The organism is Microbacterium sp. (genome assembly GCF_029263575.1).
Taxonomy (GTDB): domain Bacteria; phylum Actinomycetota; class Actinomycetes; order Actinomycetales; family Microbacteriaceae; genus Microbacterium.
The window spans coordinates 1-16102 of record NZ_JAJUFV010000019.1; the positions used below are offsets into that span (position 1 = coordinate 1).

Annotated in this window: 18 protein-coding genes and 1 tRNA gene; 8 read left to right on the plus strand and 11 right to left on the minus strand. The window is 65.4% G+C overall.

Features of this window, described 5'->3' with window-relative positions:
- Positions 1-113: 113 nt before the first annotated feature.
- Positions 114-419 carry a hypothetical protein gene (locus tag Q1J95_RS03480; RefSeq protein ID WP_300265880.1) on the minus strand — a complete coding sequence of 102 codons (306 nt, stop codon included), beginning with the start codon at positions 417-419 and terminating at the stop codon, positions 114-116.
- 205 nt (positions 420-624) lie between these two features.
- Between Q1J95_RS03480 and Q1J95_RS03485 the strand changes: the two genes are divergently transcribed.
- The 3 genes from Q1J95_RS03485 (at position 625) to Q1J95_RS03495 (ending at position 1654) form a co-directional block, all read left to right on the plus strand.
- Positions 625-990, plus strand: coding sequence for a hypothetical protein (locus Q1J95_RS03485; protein ID WP_300265881.1), 366 nt, complete (start codon positions 625-627; stop codon positions 988-990).
- A complete protein-coding gene (locus Q1J95_RS03490; protein WP_300265882.1) occupies positions 987-1376 on the plus strand; it encodes a hypothetical protein in 390 nt (129 codons plus the stop codon). The genes Q1J95_RS03485 and Q1J95_RS03490 overlap by 4 nt, the downstream gene beginning before the upstream one ends.
- Positions 1377-1441: 65 nt before the next feature.
- A complete protein-coding gene (locus Q1J95_RS03495) occupies positions 1442-1654 on the plus strand; it encodes a DUF3263 domain-containing protein (protein ID WP_300265883.1) in 213 nt (70 codons plus the stop codon).
- On the opposite strand, the gene Q1J95_RS03500 is transcribed toward Q1J95_RS03495, so the two are convergent.
- From Q1J95_RS03500 to Q1J95_RS03515, 4 genes are read right to left on the minus strand one after another with little or no spacing between them, the layout of a single operon-like run.
- Complete coding sequence (locus tag Q1J95_RS03500; protein WP_300265884.1) at positions 1632-2018, minus strand: hypothetical protein; 387 nt, start codon at positions 2016-2018, stop codon at positions 1632-1634. The two genes, Q1J95_RS03495 and Q1J95_RS03500, sit on opposite strands and share 23 nt — an antisense overlap.
- 50 nt (positions 2019-2068) lie before the next feature.
- Positions 2069-2212, minus strand: a complete 144-nt coding sequence (locus Q1J95_RS03505) for a DUF4244 domain-containing protein (RefSeq protein WP_300265885.1) — start codon at positions 2210-2212, stop codon at positions 2069-2071.
- Between the two features lie 41 nt (positions 2213-2253).
- Entirely contained in the window at positions 2254-3156 is a 903-nt protein-coding gene (locus tag Q1J95_RS03510; RefSeq protein ID WP_300265886.1) for a type II secretion system F family protein, read from the minus strand.
- A complete protein-coding gene (locus tag Q1J95_RS03515) occupies positions 3153-4157 on the minus strand; it encodes a TadA family conjugal transfer-associated ATPase (RefSeq protein ID WP_300265887.1) in 1005 nt (334 codons plus the stop codon). Before Q1J95_RS03515 ends, Q1J95_RS03510 begins: the two co-directional genes overlap by 4 nt.
- Positions 4158-4518: 361 nt before the next feature.
- On the opposite strand from Q1J95_RS03515, the gene acs reads away from it, so the two are divergent.
- Positions 4519-6486, plus strand: coding sequence for an acetate--CoA ligase (gene acs / locus Q1J95_RS03520; protein WP_300265888.1), 1968 nt, complete (start codon positions 4519-4521; stop codon positions 6484-6486).
- A 40-nt stretch (positions 6487-6526) separates the two neighbouring features.
- Here the strand turns inward: acs and Q1J95_RS03525 are convergent, their stop codons facing one another.
- Entirely contained in the window at positions 6527-6985 is a 459-nt protein-coding gene (locus Q1J95_RS03525; RefSeq protein WP_300265889.1) for a RidA family protein, read from the minus strand.
- The gene (locus Q1J95_RS03530; RefSeq protein WP_300265890.1) at positions 6982-7206 is read right to left on the minus strand and encodes a hypothetical protein; all 225 of its coding nucleotides are present in this window, start codon (positions 7204-7206) and stop codon (positions 6982-6984) included. Before Q1J95_RS03530 ends, Q1J95_RS03525 begins: the two co-directional genes overlap by 4 nt.
- Before the next feature lie 79 nt (positions 7207-7285).
- On the opposite strand from Q1J95_RS03530, the gene Q1J95_RS03535 reads away from it, so the two are divergent.
- The 4 genes from Q1J95_RS03535 (at position 7286) to Q1J95_RS03550 (ending at position 11776) form a co-directional block, all read left to right on the plus strand.
- Positions 7286-9847, plus strand: coding sequence for a transglycosylase domain-containing protein (locus tag Q1J95_RS03535; protein ID WP_300265891.1), 2562 nt, complete (start codon positions 7286-7288; stop codon positions 9845-9847).
- Positions 9838-10797 carry a metallophosphoesterase gene (locus tag Q1J95_RS03540; RefSeq protein WP_300265892.1) on the plus strand — a complete coding sequence of 320 codons (960 nt, stop codon included), beginning with the start codon at positions 9838-9840 and terminating at the stop codon, positions 10795-10797. The genes Q1J95_RS03535 and Q1J95_RS03540 overlap by 10 nt, the downstream gene beginning before the upstream one ends.
- A 51-nt stretch (positions 10798-10848) precedes the next feature.
- A tRNA-Pro gene (locus Q1J95_RS03545) sits at positions 10849-10922 on the plus strand.
- A gap of 98 nt (positions 10923-11020) precedes the next feature.
- The gene (locus Q1J95_RS03550; protein ID WP_300265893.1) at positions 11021-11776 is read left to right on the plus strand and encodes an HAD-IIB family hydrolase; all 756 of its coding nucleotides are present in this window, start codon (positions 11021-11023) and stop codon (positions 11774-11776) included.
- On the opposite strand, the gene Q1J95_RS03555 is transcribed toward Q1J95_RS03550, so the two are convergent.
- The 4 genes from Q1J95_RS03555 to Q1J95_RS03570 form a co-directional block, all read right to left on the minus strand.
- The gene (locus tag Q1J95_RS03555) at positions 11777-13057 is read right to left on the minus strand and encodes an alpha-hydroxy acid oxidase (RefSeq protein WP_300265894.1); all 1281 of its coding nucleotides are present in this window, start codon (positions 13055-13057) and stop codon (positions 11777-11779) included.
- A 9-nt stretch (positions 13058-13066) separates the two neighbouring features.
- Positions 13067-13792: an FCD domain-containing protein gene (locus Q1J95_RS03560; RefSeq protein ID WP_300265895.1), complete on the minus strand. Its 726-nt coding sequence runs from the start codon at positions 13790-13792 to the stop codon at positions 13067-13069.
- 119 nt (positions 13793-13911) lie between these two features.
- Complete coding sequence (locus Q1J95_RS03565; protein ID WP_300265896.1) at positions 13912-14565, minus strand: thymidine kinase; 654 nt, start codon at positions 14563-14565, stop codon at positions 13912-13914.
- A 9-nt stretch (positions 14566-14574) separates the two neighbouring features.
- On the minus strand, positions 14575-16047 hold the full coding sequence (locus Q1J95_RS03570) for a malate:quinone oxidoreductase (protein ID WP_300265897.1): 1473 nt from the start codon (positions 16045-16047) through the stop codon (positions 14575-14577).
- Between the last annotated feature and the right edge of the window lie 55 nt (positions 16048-16102).

Consider the following 16102-nt stretch of genomic DNA (forward strand, 5'->3'; position numbering starts at 1 on the left):
CAGCTCACGCCGCATGCTCTTGCTGACCGTGCCGCGATTGAGTTTGATCTGCTCGGCACCGACGCAAGTAGACCGCTACATAACATCCTGGGCTGAACATCACGATACGCGTGTCACCCGCCGTGAATACTCGGCCCGTCAAACTTCCCGGCATCCGGACCGATAGCGGGCGTGTCGAGCGCCGCAGCCTCGACAATCTCATGCATCCGCTCCGATGAGATGCGGTGCTCTGGATCGTAGGCGGTGAAGTGCCCGTGGGTACTGAGTGACAGGATGCGCAGGCCTTCAGTACGTCCGGCCCGCCGCAAAGCGAGACGAAACTCGTTCAGCGGCGCGGGGAGCTCATCGATCGGCAGCGTCACACTGCCGTCCTCACGAATCCGCGCGACATACATCCGGTAATTCACGGTCATGCCCATAGTCATCCCCCGTGGATGCTCGGCCCGTCAAACACGGGCGGCATCTCCACTTCTGGCACCATCTCAACATGCCCGCACTCAGGGCAGCACCAGCCACCGGGAACGTCACGTAGCAGGACACCACAGTCAAGGCACCGGGGATGATCGAAGCTCGCATCGTCCATCCCGACATGGTAAGGCTTTGTGAGCAGATATGATCGTCCTCATGCCAGGGCGCGATTCGGAACTGACCTGGGCGCCGCCGCCGCTCCAAGAATGCGACGAAGAACGCTGGCCGATCCCTCTGGACGAGGCTTACATCCTTTCGATTCGCCGTGTCCATTGGAATGGTCAGCTTGTCGCATACGCGATCGTCCTGACTCGAATGATCGGGGATCGGAAACTTGAGATCGTGTGCATCGATACCATGCATCACGGCTCGGTTCACAGGCATGACGGTGATCATGATGCGCCTCACACCGTGATTCGTACGATAAGTTCACAAGAGGACGTGCAAGAATCATTCGATGAGGCCTACGATGAGGTCTACAACGCGTACCTCAAAATCATGGGAATGGACGAGTTGCGATGAACCGCCACGAAGCAACGCGCCGCGTGATGCGTAAGCTCATGCAGCCGGAAAGCAAGTCGAGACTCCGAGTCGTAGCCGACGACGGCTCGACGCCTATCGTGGTGTGCACGCCAAACGAGTACCTCAGCGATGTGATCGCACGCGTAGATCTCATCGGCGGTCGCGCAAACGTGGTGTATGCCGAGGTGAAGCGATTCCGGGTTTTCTCGATCCGAGCCGTTGAGAACGATGGCAGTGACCAGAGTGAGACCACAGGACACAACGCTGACATGTCTATGGGCATGTTCATGATCAAGCACGTCGCCGCGGGCAAGAATGTATTCCGAGTGAAGTCTGGTGCGGAGCTTGCTGTCTCACCGGCTGAGGGCGCCTTCTCGTACGCCTAAGCATCATCTGCTGCATTTATGCGGTCTCACAGCGTATGTCCGTGGCTGGTGGCACGGTATACCCCATGACCCCCGCAGCTCTTCTCGCATTCGAGCAACGTTGGCCCCGACACACTGGCCATAAGGAAGAGGCGATCCGCCGTGAACTCGGGCTGACGCCGGCACGGTACTACCAGCTACTGAGTCGTGCCGCACGATCATTCGAGGGCATGGCTGCAGAGCCGATCACTGCACGGATCGTTCGAGGGCGAGGGATCACTCGAAGCTATCGATCGTGACTCTCGCGCTCCCCGCCTCAACATCGATGACCACCGTGCATTGATAGCTCGAGCGGAGTTTCGCACCGAAACTGTTCTCAGCGTCTACCGTGCCGACGACCGTCCACGTCCCGCTGCCGGTCGCAGTCGAATCGAACTCAGCGGTCGACGGCGCCTTGAGCTTCTCTTCGATTTCACCTTCGCACTGTGAGATCGCTTCCGACGCGTTGTCGGGGTTATATTCGTCGTCGCCGCCGAGAGTGAGCATCATGATGATGCCGCCGATGATAACGATGCCGCCGAGCACACCCGCGACCCACGGGCCCAGATTTGACGGCTTCCGCGACTGGAGTCCGGGGAGCAGGTTATCGCCGTTCATTCCCATGTTCGTGAGCATAGCGGTCTGAAGGATTCGTGTCGTTCCTCGTTTGTCGGTTATGGACGGATGATGACCACGAGCAGCCCCGCGAAGGCGACCGCCGCCATCGTCGTGATGGCATATTCGGCCGTGGCCGCGCCGGACTCGTCGGTGAAGAGTCTGGCTGCGTGCGCTCTGGTGAGTGTGGGAATGGTGTTCATAGTGTTCCTTCTTTCTTTCGGTGTTTTCTTTCGGCATGCCGTCACAGGGGCAACGGCGTGGAGGTGAGGACAGAGAGCATCAGCGGGGCGACGCCCAGCAGCAGGAAGGCGGGGAGCGTGCAGACGCCGAGCGGAATGAGCAGCTGCGACGAGAGTTTTGCCGCGCGCAGACGCCCCTGAGTGCGGGCATTCTGGCGCACCTGCGCTGCCGCGGCACGCAGCAGTTCACCGGCGGGCACCCCGGCCGCCCGCGAGAGCTCGAGCACACGACCCGTATCTGCGTCGCTCAGGCGCTCGCGCGCCGGGCTGTCGTCGACAAGGCGCAGGGAACGGTCGATCGACGCGCCCCCGGCGAGCGCGACCGCGACGAGTTCGGCGTGCATTCCTGGCGTTCCCTCGGCGGGTTGCGCCCGCCGCAGCAGGCGCTTCGTCCAGGCGCGCGCTGCCAGGATCAGCCCCAACCCGGCGGCGAGGCACACCGTGCCAATGGGGTTTGCGAACAACACTCCGAGAGTGTCGAATCCGAGCGCGAAGCCCAGCAGAAGCCCGGCGACCGGCATCCACAGCAGCAGCCGCGCGGTGCCGGCCGGCTCGGCCAGTGCGATGCGCACGTCATCGGCCGCGGCTGCGGCATCGCGCATGGTGCCCGCCAGCGACCGCAGCACTTCGGCGAGCGGCGCACCGACCGTCGTGGCGATCTCCCAAGCGGCTGCGACATCGCCCCAGACGCCGCCTTCCGCTTCGATCGCGCTGACGAGAGGCATCCCCTCATCACAGCGCTCGACCACGCGCACAGCATGCACGTCACCGGAATCGGCGACGTGGCGCCAGGCGCTGAGCGGCACGGCTCCCGCTTGCAACAGCACCGCAAGCGTCTGAACCGACCCCGCCGCTTCGGCTGAGGCATCCGTCGTCTGTGAACGCCCCCGAGGCGCCAACGTCACCACGGCCGCACCTCTTCTATATCGAGTCGGTCGGCGCGCAGACGAAAGCGACCGGCGCTCGAGAGGCGTCGAACGCCGTCGGCGTCGCGAGCAAGGTGCACGACGACCGTGAAGGCGCTGGCTGCCTGCCGGGCAAGTGCCGTGGCATCCATTCCGGCCAGGGCGCCCAGCGCCTCCAGCCGTGCCGGGACGTCGGCCAGCCCGCTGGCGTGCAGCGTGCCTGCCCCGCCGTCGTGTCCGGTATTCAATGCCGAGAGCAGCTCGCGCACCTCTTCCCCACGGCATTCGCCGACGACGAGCCGGTCCGGTCGCATGCGCAACGACTCACGCACGAGCCGCGCCAGCGTGATGGAGCCCGCACCTTCGAGATTGGCCTGTCGCGCTTCCAACGCCACATGATGCGGATGCGACGGACGCAGCTCAGCGACATCTTCAATCGTGATGATGCGTTCAGCGGCCGGAACCGAATGCAGCAGTGCCGCGAGCAGCGTCGTCTTGCCCGAGCCGGTGCCGCCGGTGATCAGAATGTTGGCACGCTGGGCGACGAGGCCCGAGAGCCACGCCTGCTGCGCAGCGTCGAACGCGCCCAACGCGGCGAGCGCATCGAGGTCGACGGCGCCGACCCGCGGGATGCGCACCGACAGCGCTGTTCCGGCCGTCGCGACGGGGGCGAGCACAGCATGCACGCGGATGCCGGAGGCCAGACGCACGTCAACACATGGCGATTGGTCGTCGAGGTGTCGCCCGCCCGCCCCGATCAGCGCGACGGCGAGATCGCGCACTTCGCGCTCAGATGCCGACCACGCCGAGATCCTCTCGGCGCCCGCACCGCGATCGACGAAGAGGCCGTCGGCGCCGTTGACGAAGATGTCAGTCACGGCGGGGTCGGAGCAGTACGCGGCGATCGGCTCGAACGCGGCGTCGATGTCGGTCAGCGGCGCGTGCTCACGGGGATGTGTCGCGGCGGCGCCTCGCGGCTGGATGATGAACGGCTCAGGCATCCCCCGAAGCTAATCCGGTCGCGGCGCCGCGCGGAGCCCGAATCCCACAGGCTGTGTGCAATCCGCCGTCCGCGGCATCCCGTGCAGAACGACTGTCAAAGCGCCGCCCTCGCAAGCGAAGAGGCGGCATCTCATGGGGGGAATGAGATGCCGCCTGCAGACGCGGGCCGTTGGTGAAACGGGCACGCCAAGGCCGGAATGAAGATTCGGCTGACGTCGAGTGTACGGGGCGCAACCGTCCTCACAAAACCCACGGCACTACCAACTTTCGGCAGTATGGAGTCACAGGGCGCAAGACTAGATTCGCCTTGTCACGGTCGTGATGTCCGTGAGACCGTCCTGCCGCAAAGGAGCGCACGCTATGAGCAGCCAGATCGACCACCTCCTCGACGAGACCAGGCGGTTCGAGCCCGCAGCGGAATTCGCCGCGGCATCCGTCGCGAAGCCCGAGCTCTATGAGCGCGCCGGCGCCGACCGCGAAACGTACTGGGGCGAGCAGGCCCGCGAGCTGCTGCACTGGAGCAAGCCCTTCACCCAGGTGCTCGACTGGTCGACCCCGCCGTTCGCAAAGTGGTTCGACGACGGCGAGCTCAACGTCGCCTACAACTGCCTCGACCGTCACGTCGAAGCCGGAAACGGCGACCGTGTCGCGTTGCTGTGGGAGGGCGAGCCGGGCGATTCACGTCGAATCACCTACGCCGAGCTCACCGACGAGGTCAAGCGCACAGCCAACGTGCTGAGCGGACTGGGCGTCGGCACCGGCGACCGTGTCGCCATCTATCTGCCAATGATTCCCGAAGCCGTCGCAGCGATGCTCGCCGTGGCGCGCCTGGGCGCTGCTCACTCGGTCGTGTTCGGCGGCTTCAGCGCCGACAGTCTGCGCTCACGCATCGACGACGCCGGCGCGAAGGTCGTCATCACCGCAGACGGCGGCTACCGCAAGGGCAAGGTGTCGCCCCTCAAGACCGCTGTCGACCAGGCGCTGAGCGATCGCGGCGACGGAGAACAGCAGACGGTCGAGCACGTGCTCGTCGTCCGCCGCGGCGGGAACGACGTCGAATGGACCGAAGGACGCGACCTGTGGTGGCACGACGTGGTGCCCGCGGCATCCGCCGACCATGAAGCGCAGGGCTTCCCCGCCGAGAACCCGCTGTTCATCCTCTACACCTCCGGAACCACCGGAAAGCCGAAAGGCATTCTGCACACCTCCGGCGGCTACCTCACCCAGGTCGCATACACGCACAAGAACGTGTTCGACCTCAAGCCTGAGACCGATGTGTTCTGGTGCACCGCCGACATCGGCTGGGTCACCGGCCACAGCTACGTCACCTACGGGCCGCTCGCGAACGGCGCGACCCAGGTGATGTACGAAGGCACCCCCGACACTCCGCACCCCGGACGCTGGTGGGAGCTCATCGAGAAATACGGCGTGACCATCTTCTACACCGCGCCCACGGCGATCCGCTCGTTCATGAAGACCGGGCGCGCAGTGCCGCAGAAATTCGACCTGTCGTCGATCCGTCTGCTCGGCTCGGTCGGCGAGCCCATCAACCCCGAGGCGTGGATGTGGTACCGCGAGGTCATCGGTGCGAACAAGACCCCGATCGTCGACACCTGGTGGCAGACCGAGACCGGCGCCATCATGGTCTCTCCGCTTCCCGGCGTCACAGCGACCAAGCCCGGTTCTGCTCAGGTTCCGCTGCCGGGCATCTCGATCGACGTCGTCGACGAAAGCGGTCAGGAGGTCGGCAACGGCAACGGCGGCCTGCTCGTCATCACCGAACCGTGGCCGGCGATGCTGCGCGGCATCTGGGGCGACCCCGAACGGTACAAGGAGACGTACTGGGACAAGTTCGAAGACCGAGGCTACTATTTCGCGGGCGACGGCGCGCGATTGGACGCCGACGGCGACCTGTGGCTGCTCGGACGGGTCGACGACGTCATGAACGTCTCAGGCCACCGCCTCTCCACCGCCGAGATCGAGTCGTCGCTCGTCGCGCACGAGGCAACCGCCGAGGCAGCTGTCGTCGGAGCATCCGATGAGACCACCGGCCAGGCCGTCGTCGCCTTCGTCATCATCAAGGAGAGCTACCTCGCCGCCCATGACGCGGCCGGCCTCGCGACACAGCTGCGTGGCTGGGTCGGCGAGCAGATCGGGGCCATTGCACGTCCGCGCGACGTGTACATCGTGGGCGAGCTGCCCAAGACCCGCTCCGGCAAGATCATGCGCCGACTGCTGCGCGACGTCGCCGAGGGGCGAGAGGTCGGCGATACGACCACGCTCGCCGACACCGCCGTGATGAGCATCATCTCGGCGCAGGTGAAGTAGCGAGGTCGCCGGGCCCTGCTTTCGAGGGCCCGGCGACAGATCAGGCGAGGGTGAAGGTCACCTCGACCTCGACGGGAGTGTCCAGCGGCAGCACGGCGACGCCGACGGCAGCACGCGCGTGCGCCCCGGCATCGCCGAAGATCTCGCCGAGGACCTCGCTCGCGCCGTTGATGACACCGGGCTGGCCGGTGAACGACACGTCGGATGCCACGAAACCGCCCACGCGCAGCACCCCGCCGATCTTCTCGACGCCGCCTGCGGCGGCCGCGGCCGCGGCGAGGGCGTTGAGCGCACACGTGCGGGCGTAACCCTTCGCGTCTTCAGCCGTGACCTCAGCGCCCACCTTGCCCGTGGCCGGCAGCGCACCGGCGATGAACGGCAACTGCCCGGAGGTGTAGACCAGATCGCCGTGCACCGTGGCAGGTACGTACGCCGCGACCGGTGCGACGACATCCGGCAGTTCGATGCCCAGCTCTTCCAGGCGCGCGGTGACGCTCATGCCGCACCTCCGTCGAACTGACGAGAAGCCTGCTCGGCGGCTGCGAGGCCGGCGTTGTTCGAACCGTCGTCAGCGGCCGGGCGCTTGAAGTAGGCGACGAGGCCCCCTTCGGGCCCCGTGATGACCTGCACGAGTTCCCAGCCCTGCTTTCCCCAGTTGTTGAGGATGGCTGCGGTGTTGTGGATCAGCAACGGGGTGGTCAGATACTCCCACGTGGTCATGGCACTCCTGGATTCTCGTGACGCCCGCCATTGCGCGCGTCAAAGGTGGTATTCAGGGAACTCCCCTACGATCTAGCGTATGCCTCAGAAGAATCGCACGGTGAAAGGCGTGCTCGGCGGCCTCCTCGGGCTGGTCGGGCTCAGCGCTGTCGCCGGGGTCCTGGTGACCGCGACTGTGACTCCCGCTCTCGCCGTCGCTGGCGCCGCAGGATCCCAGGCGCTCAGCCTGTTCGAGAATCTGCCGTCGTATCTGAAGCCGGATGCTCCGATGGAGCCGAGCACGTTCTATGCGATCGGTCACGACGGCAAGCCGCAGAAGATGGCGACGTTCTTCGACCAGAACCGCACGCAGGTCGATTTCGACCAGATCTCCCCGGTCATGTATGACGCCATCCTCTCCAGTGAGGACAAAGACTTCTACGAGCACGGCGGCGTCAACATCGGCGCCACCGCGAAGGCCGTCATCGACAATCTGCGGGGTACGTCCTCGCGCGGCGCGTCGACCATCAGCCAGCAGTACGTCAAGAACGTGCTGGTTCAGCAGTGCGAGCAGGGTGTGCTCCCCGGCGCCGACAACTACGACGAAGCCATCCGCAAGTGCTGGACCGATGCCACCGAGGCGACCGGCGCCGACGGCATCGAGCGCAAGCTGCAGGAGATGCGCTACGCGATCCAGATCGAGAAGGACTACTCGAAGAACGAGATCCTGCTCGGATATCTGAACATCGCCAGCTTCGGCGGCACGGTCTACGGCATCGAGGCCGCCGCGAACTACTACTTCAACACCACCGCTGCCAAGCTCACAGTCAACCAGGCCGCCACTCTCGCCGGCATCGTGCAGAACCCGAACGCCTACCGCATCGATCTCGAAGGCGGCACGAGAACCGACGCCGATGGTAACGCCATCAACGGCAAGGAAGACGGCTATGCGCGCACGATGGTCCGTCGCAATTACGTCCTGGCGCGAATGCTCGATGACGGCAAGATCACGCAAGAGCAGTACGACGCCGCGCACGAGGCACCGATCGAACCTCAGATCAACGCCCCAGCGCAGGGCTGCGCGGCCGCGGGGAACAACGGCTACTTCTGTCAGTATGTGAAGACGGTCGTGCTGGGCGACCCCGCCTTCGGCGACGACTACCAGCAGCGCATCCGCGCTCTGCAGCGCGACGGCCTCCAGATCTACACCTCGCTGGATCTGCGCATCCAGGATCCCGCCGTCGAAGCCATGCGCGCACGCGTGCCGGCGAACTACGACGATATGAACCTCGGCGGCACCGGAGTGACAGTCGAGCCGAGCACGGGGCGCATCCTGGCGATGACGCAGAACACCGTCTTCCGTGAGACTCCGACAGACGATAAGGCCTATTCATCGATCGTCTATGCCTCCGATATGGCTCACGGCGGATCGAACGGGTTCCAGGTCGGATCGACCTACAAGCTGTTCACCCTGATCGACTGGCTCGAGCAGGGCCACTCGGTCAACGAGGTCATCAACGGCCGAAACCGCCTCTTCACGGACATGAAGTGCGGCGACAGCCCCGTGTATTTCGGCGACAAGAAGATCGGCAACTTCGGCAACAGCGGCGGGTACACCGGAACGCCGATGGCCTTCACGCGAGACTCGCTCAACTCCGGGTTCTTGGCCATGGCCGAGCAGCTCGATCTGTGCGAGATCAACAAGGTCGCCGATCGCATGGGCGTCTCACTCGCCAACGGCGGGAAGACCACCGATGAGAACGTGCCCTATGACGTTCTCGGATCGAAGAACATCTCTCCGCTGGACATGGCCGGCGCATACGCCACAGTTGCGAACAAGGGCATCTACTGCACCCCGCGCGTCATCGACAAGGTCGTCAATCAGAGCGGAGAAGAACTGCCGCTGCCGGAATCGTCGTGCTCACAGGTGATCTCACCCGAGGTCGCGGCAACGGCCGCTTACGCACTGGGCGGCGTGATGCAGCGCGGTGGCACCGGTTCCCTGGCCAACCCCGGCGATGGCACCCCGGTGATCGGTAAGACCGGTTCTCACGAGCTGTGGTCGACCATGCTCATCGAGTCGAGCACGAAGGCGACCACGGCTGTCTGGGTTGGCCGCTCGAAGGGTACCGAGACCATCTACAACCGCTGGTACGAAGGCATCCAGCTGCAGAACGCGCGTTATTACATCGCCCGCGACATGCAGCGCGCGGCCAACGCGGCCCTGGGCGGCGGCGAGCAGTTCCCGCAACCGAGCAAGGACCTCACCCGCAGGGTGCTCAGAGATCTGCCGAGCGTGGTGGGGATGTCGGTCGAGGAGGCCACGCAGACCCTTGAGGGCGCCGGGTTCAGCGTCAACGTCGGCTCCCCTGTCGACAGCGATGTCGCCGCCGGCCTCATCGCCGAACAAGACCCGGGCGCCGGTCGTGTCGCAGGCGGTGCGACCGTGACGATCTCGCCGAGCAACGGACAGGGCGGGACCGTGCCTGATGTCACCGGCATGGAGTTCGATGATGCCGTCGATGCGCTGCACTCGTCCGGATTCTCGAATCTGTCGATGCATGGCTCGTGTTCCGCTCCGGATGCTGAGGTCGAGAGCACCTCGCCGGCCGCTGGATCCGCGGCGAAGAAATCCGCTTCGGTGACCATCAAGTGCGCGTAACGGGCACCCGATCCGCTCACCCAGCCCTCATCGCGCTCGGCGCGGTGGGGGCTGCTGGCGTCGCGTGCGCCATGTGGGGCATCGGCATCGAGCGCTACCTGTTCACGCTTCGAGAGGCCACTGCCGCCGCTCTGCCGCACGGTTCGAAGCCGCTGCGCGTCTTGCATATATCCGACGCGCACATGGCGCCCTGGCAGCATCGCAAACAGCGCTGGCTGGCATCTCTTGCCGAGCTCGAGCCCGATCTCGTCATCAACACCGGCGACAATCTGGGCCACCGTGACGGATTGCTCGGCATCCGACGCGCATTCGACGCCTTTGCGGGCGTTCCGGGCGTCTTCGTGCACGGTTCCAACGACGTCTATGCCGCGACAGCCCGCAACCCTCTGCGTTATCTGGCGGGCCCCTCGCGCATGCACCGCCAGCCCGAACGCCTCGACACCGCGGCGCTCGACGCGTACCTCACGGATGAACTCGGCTGGCGAACCCTGAACAACACCGCCGTGCGTCTCGACGCCGCTGGCCGTTCGATCGACCTCTTCGGCGTCGATGATGCCCACCGCGACTGGGACGACCTCGACGCGATGCCGGCGGCGATCGCGTCGCTGGGCACACGGGATGCCGACTCCCCCCTGCTCGGTGTCACACATGCGCCCTACCAGCGTGTGCTCAACACGTTCACCGAGCTGGGAGCGGAGGCGATCTTCGGTGGGCACACGCACGGCGGACAGGTGTGTCTGCCGGGTTACGGCGCGATCGTCGCGAACTGTGACATCCCGTTGAAGCAGGCCAAAGGGCTGAGCACGTGGACCTACAACGGTCGCAGCATCCCGCTGAACGTGAGCGCCGGCTGCGGTCATTCGATCTACGCCCCGGTGCGGTTCGCGTGCCGCCCCGAGGCGACGCTGCTGACGCTGACGGCGCGGGACGCGCCCGCGGCATCCGCTTAGCCGCCCGATTCGGTACACGTGTCTTTTCCCTGTAGACTCGAACGGTTGCAACGGGGTGTGGCGCAGCTTGGTAGCGCGCTTCGTTCGGGACGAAGAGGCCGCAGGTTCAAATCCTGTCACCCCGACACCATGACGAAGAGGGTCCGCCAGATGGCGGGCCCTCTTCGTCATATCGCGGGGCCCGCAGCCGACAGCACCACTCCCTCAGTATCCTGGAAGAACCATGAAGCCTCCTCGCCTGGTCGCATTCGACCTCGACGACACCCTTGCCCCTTCGAAAGCCACGATCGACCCCCGTATCGCCGCGCTGTTGCGCGCGCTGCTGGAGCGCGTCGAGGTCGCCATCATCTCGGGCGGCAATGAGCAGCAATTCCGCTCACAGGTGATCGCCCAGCTCGTCGATGTCGACTCCGCTCTGCTCGCTCGCCTGCATCTGCTACCGACCTGCGGCACGCGCTACCTGCGCCACGACGGCACCGAGTTCGTCACGGTCTACGCGCACGACCTCACGGATGCTGAGAAGTCAGCGGCGCTCGCGGCGCTCCGCGAAGAAGCCGAACGCCTGGGTTTGTGGGAGCAGAGCCCGTGGGGCGACATTCTGGAAGATCGCGGCTCGCAGATCACGTTCTCGGCGCTGGGCCAGAAAGCTCCGGGGGATGCGAAGCATGACTGGGACCCGGCCGGCACCAAGCGCGCGCAGCTGCGCGATGCGGTCGCAGCGCGCCTTCCCGGGCTTGAGGTGCGCTCGGGCGGCTCGACCTCGGTCGACATCACCCGTGCCGGTATCGACAAGGCCTACGGTATGACAGAACTCGCTGAGCACACCGGTATCGCGCTCGGCGAGATGCTCTTCTACGGTGACCGTCTCGACGAGGGCGGCAACGACTACCCGGTGCGCGCGCTCGGCGTACGCTCGATCGCGGTGTCGGACTGGCACGACACCGCGACCAAGCTCGACGAACTGCTCGCGGGGCTGTAGTCAGCGCACGACGGCGCCTGCCGCGGCCTTCGCGACGGGCACCAGCCGCTGCAGCTGGGTGACGTGGCCGGGGGTGAGCTCAGCGAGCGAGGCGACTCCGAGCAGACGCATGGTGCGCTCGATCTCTGCGCGAAGAATCTCGATCGTCCGGTCGACGCCCTTCCTGCCGCCTGCCATCAGCCCATACAGGTAGGCACGCCCGATGAGTGTGAAATCGGCACCGAGCGCGACGGATGCAACGATGTCGGCGCCGTTCATGATGCCGGTGTCGACCATCACGGTAAATTCCTCGCCTACGGCCGCACGCACGTGCGGCAGCAGGTGGAAGGGAATCGGCGCGCGATCGAGCTGACGTCCGCCGTGGTTCGACAGCACGATGCCGTCGACGCCCGCGTCGCGAAGTCTGACTGAGTCTTCGACGTTCTGCACGCCCTTGATGACGATCTTGCCCGGCCAGATGTCGCGGATGACCGCGAGGTCGTCATAGCTGATGGTCGGATCCATCGCGGCGTCCAGCAGTTCGCCGACCGTGCCGCCGGTGCTGCTCAGCGACGCGAACTCGAGCTTCGGCGTGGTCAGGAAGTCCCACCACCACCACGGCCGCGGAATGGCGTTGATGATCGTGCCGAGGGTGAGCTGCGGCGGAATGGAGAATCCGTTGCGCTTGTCGCGCAGTCGAGCCCCGGCGACCGGTGTGTCGACCGTGAACTGCAGCGTGTCGAAGCCAGCGGATGCGGCGCGGCGGGCGAGTTCGTAAGAGATCTCACGATCGCGCATCACATACAGCTGGAACCAGTTGCGCGCGGGGTACGGCCCCGCTGTCTCACGCAGCGCCGCCTGGCGCACGCCTTCGATCGAGGTCGTGCCGAGCGTCGAAAGAGTGAAGGGGATTCCCGCGGCGGCTGCTGCTGCTGCCCCCGCCTCTTCTCCCTCGGTCTGCATGAGCCGGGTGAATCCCGTCGGCGCGATCCCGAACGGCAAGGCGCTCGGCGCGCCGAGGATCTCCACCGAGGTGTCGACGGCGGGAGCGGGACGCAGGATGCCGGGATGGAACTCGACGTCTTGGAACGCCTCGCGGGCGCGCTTGAGCGACAGCTCGCCTTCGGCGGCACCATCGGTGTAGTCGAAGGCGGCCTTCGGCGTGCGGCGTTGGGCGATCAGACGAAGGTCGTCGATCGTCAGGGCGGCGTCGAGTCGGCGCTTCTTGCCGTCGAACTCCGGTTTCTTGAACTTCATCAGCTCGAGGAGCTCTGCGGGATTGGGCAGTTGTCGCGTGACCATGGAAGCCTCTCAGCGTTTCGGGGATGTGTCGGGGGTGAGACCGGCTGCGCGATAGTAGCCGTCGATGTGGTCTCTGAGTCGGGCTCGCGCGGCTGCGTCGTCACCCGTGTCGATGGATGCGACGATGTCTCGGTGCTCAGCACGGAGGCGCCGGACCATGGCCGGCCAGTCGCCGATCTGTTGGGATCCGGCGAGCACGTACGACTCGATCGCGGTGCGCAGCCCCGCCATCATGGCGGCGATCACGGTGTTGCCGGTGGACTCGGCCAGCGCCAGATGCAACTGGGCATCGAGCGCCAGGAACTCTTCGGCGCTGAGATCCTCCGCATCCATCGCGTCGAGCAGTCGGTGTGCACCCGTCGTATCGCGATTCTGATCGAGAGCGAGGGATGCCGCGACGGCGTCTTCAAGTACGAGGCGGGTCTGCACGACATCTACTAGCGGAAAGCCCTGAGCGGCCACCTGAAGCCGCAGCAGCGCCGACATCCCGCCGGAGGGCGTTGCGATGACGATCGCACCGGACTGCGGGCCGGAGCCGGTCGCCGTACGGATCAGCCCCATGACTTCAAGCACGCGCAGCGCCTCGCGGACGCTGGACCGGCCGACGCCGAGATCGGTGGAGAGCTCCCGTTCAGAGGACAGGCGATCGCCTGGGCCGAGCCGCCCCTCGAGCAGATCGCTTTCGATGTGCTCGAGCACGATGCGCCAGGCGCGCTGCGGCGCAGCATCCGTCATTCTGCTCCTCGATCGCGTGAGTGTGGTCTGACCACAGAGTAGCGCCTGTGGTCAGACCACGCAAGATCCCGCGAGACGGCACGTGCGTCTGAGATTCGGCCCGCGGGAGTCGCGGTTCCTCAACCCAACCGACCGCCGGACTCCTCCAGATAGCAGTGACCGCACAGCGACTCATAGGTGACGACATCGGCAGGCGCACCGCCCGCTGCACCCTCGTCGATCGCGACCTGGTTGCCGTCGAACACGAAACGTCCGTTGATCACGCGCCCGTTGAACACCGCCTTGCGGCCACAGCGGCAGATCGTCTTGAGCTCTTCCAACGAGTGCGCGATCGCGAGCAGCCGAGCCGACCCCGGAAAGGCATGCGTGAGGAAGTCATTGCGAATCCCATACGCCATCACCGGGATGCCCTCATCGACGGCGATGCGGAACAGGTCATCGACCTGCTCGGCCGTCAGGAACTGTGCCTCGTCGATCAGCAGGCACGCGACATCGATCGGGTCGGCCGGAATGAGCCCCTCGTCACTGCGACGACGCATCCGCTCGCGTTCCTCGCGGAAGAGTGCCTGCGCGTCGCCATCGGAGGGAATGAGAAAGTCGACCTCGCGCGTCACCCCCAGGCGGCTCTCGATCTGCGAGGCCCCCTTGGTGTCGATCTCGGGCTTGGCGAGCAGCACATGCTGCCCGCGCTCTTCATAGTTGTAGGCAGCTTGCAAAAGGGCCGTCGACTTGCCCGAGTTCATCGCGCCGTAGCGGAAGTAGAGCTTCGCCACGGTCAGACGTCACTTCGAGATGCCGAGAGTGGCAGCCGTCGCCGCAAGCGACGCATCAGCGGCCTGCTCGTTCTCGTTCAGCTGCTCGCCGAAGCTCGGGATGAGCTCGCGCAGGGACGGCTCCCATCCCGCGTACTGCTCGGGGAAGCACTTCTTCAGGAGGTTCAGCATGATCGGAACGGCCGTCGACGCGCCAGGAGAGGCACCCAGCAGGCCGGCGATGGAGCCGTCGGATGCCGAGACGACCTCGGTGCCGAACTGCAGCACGCCGCCCTTCTCGGGGTCCTTCTTCATGACCTGTGCGCGCTGGCCGGCCTCGATGAGCGTCCAGTCTTCGTCTTCGGCCGTCGGCATGAACACCCGCAGGCTCTCGACCTTCTTGCGGTGCGTCTTAGTCAGCTCGCCGAGAAGATACGTGATCAGATCGGGGTTCGCGAACGCGACGCGCAGCATCGGCCACAGGTTGTGCGGGCGAACCTGCGTCACGATGTCGAGCATCGAACCGTTCTTGAGGAACTTCGGGCTGAACGTCGCGAACGGACCGAACAACAGCGAGGCCTCGCCGTCGACCACGCGGGTGTCGAGGTGTGGGACCGACATCGGCGGCGCTCCGACCGACGCCTGCGAGTACACCTTCGCCTTGTGCTGCGCGACAACGGTCGGGTTCGTGGTCTTGAGGAACTGCCCACCGATCGGAAAGACACCGTAGCCCTTGATCTCGGGGATACCCGAGCGCTGCAGCAGCTTGAGGGCCCATCCCCCGGCGCCGACGAAGACGAACTTCGCATTGACCTTGCCGGGCGTGTGGCCGAGCGAGCGGCGGAACGTGACGTCCCAGCTGCCATCGCGCTGCTTCTTGAGCTTCTTGACCTCGTGGTTGGTGCGCACCTCGACGCCACCGGCATCGAGATGCGCGAACAACTGCTCGGTGAGAGCACCGAAGTCCACATCGGTGCCGGCGGGAACGCGTGTCGCGGCGAACGGCTCGCCTTTGCGGCGCTTCTGCATCAGCAGCGGCGCCCACTGGTTGATGACGCGGGAGTCTTCGCTGTACTCGATGCCCGAGAACAGTGGCTGCTCTTTGAGGATCTCGTAGCGATCCTTGAGATAGGCGACGTCTTTCTCACCACGCACGAACGTCATGTGCGGCGTGGAGTTGATGAACGTCGACGGCTCGTCGAGCACGCCACGGTCGACCAACGAGGACCAGAACTGGCGGCTCTGCTGGAACTGCTCGTTGATCGAGATGGCCTTGGCCGGATCGAGCGGGCCGGATCCGCCCTGCGGCATATAGTTCAGCTCGCACAGGGCAGCGTGCCCGGTGCCCGCGTTGTTCCACGGGTTGGAGCTCTCCTGGGCTACATCGGAAAGCCGCTCGAAGGCGACGATCTTCCAGTCAGGCTGCAATTCGTGCAGCAGGGTACCCAGTGTGGCGCTCATGATGCCACCACCGATGAGGACGACGTCGACGGATTCAGTCACCCCACCAGTCTAGTTCTCAGCCCGGATGCCGCGAACCACGCGGCATCCGGCACCG

What these genes read in the sequence shown, in the direction of transcription:
- Q1J95_RS03480 (WP_300265880.1), bottom strand. Translation starts at nt 419, where the DNA reads ATGGGCATGACCGTGAATTACCGGATGTATGTCGCGCGGATTCGTGAG.
- Q1J95_RS03485 (WP_300265881.1), top strand. Translation starts at nt 625, where the DNA reads ATGCCAGGGCGCGATTCGGAACTGACCTGGGCGCCGCCGCCGCTCCAA.
- Q1J95_RS03490 (WP_300265882.1), top strand. Translation starts at nt 987, where the DNA reads ATGAACCGCCACGAAGCAACGCGCCGCGTGATGCGTAAGCTCATGCAG.
- Q1J95_RS03495 (WP_300265883.1), top strand. Translation starts at nt 1,442, where the DNA reads ATGACCCCCGCAGCTCTTCTCGCATTCGAGCAACGTTGGCCCCGACAC.
- Q1J95_RS03500 (WP_300265884.1), bottom strand. Translation starts at nt 2,018, where the DNA reads ATGGGAATGAACGGCGATAACCTGCTCCCCGGACTCCAGTCGCGGAAG.
- Q1J95_RS03505 (WP_300265885.1), bottom strand. Translation starts at nt 2,212, where the DNA reads ATGAACACCATTCCCACACTCACCAGAGCGCACGCAGCCAGACTCTTC.
- Q1J95_RS03515 (WP_300265887.1), bottom strand. Translation starts at nt 4,157, where the DNA reads ATGCCTGAGCCGTTCATCATCCAGCCGCGAGGCGCCGCCGCGACACAT.
- acs (WP_300265888.1), top strand. Translation starts at nt 4,519, where the DNA reads ATGAGCAGCCAGATCGACCACCTCCTCGACGAGACCAGGCGGTTCGAG.
- Q1J95_RS03525 (WP_300265889.1), bottom strand. Translation starts at nt 6,985, where the DNA reads ATGAGCGTCACCGCGCGCCTGGAAGAGCTGGGCATCGAACTGCCGGAT.
- Q1J95_RS03530 (WP_300265890.1), bottom strand. Translation starts at nt 7,206, where the DNA reads ATGACCACGTGGGAGTATCTGACCACCCCGTTGCTGATCCACAACACC.
- Q1J95_RS03535 (WP_300265891.1), top strand. Translation starts at nt 7,286, where the DNA reads ATGCCTCAGAAGAATCGCACGGTGAAAGGCGTGCTCGGCGGCCTCCTC.
- Q1J95_RS03550 (WP_300265893.1), top strand. Translation starts at nt 11,021, where the DNA reads ATGAAGCCTCCTCGCCTGGTCGCATTCGACCTCGACGACACCCTTGCC.
- Q1J95_RS03555 (WP_300265894.1), bottom strand. Translation starts at nt 13,057, where the DNA reads ATGGTCACGCGACAACTGCCCAATCCCGCAGAGCTCCTCGAGCTGATG.
- Q1J95_RS03560 (WP_300265895.1), bottom strand. Translation starts at nt 13,792, where the DNA reads ATGACGGATGCTGCGCCGCAGCGCGCCTGGCGCATCGTGCTCGAGCAC.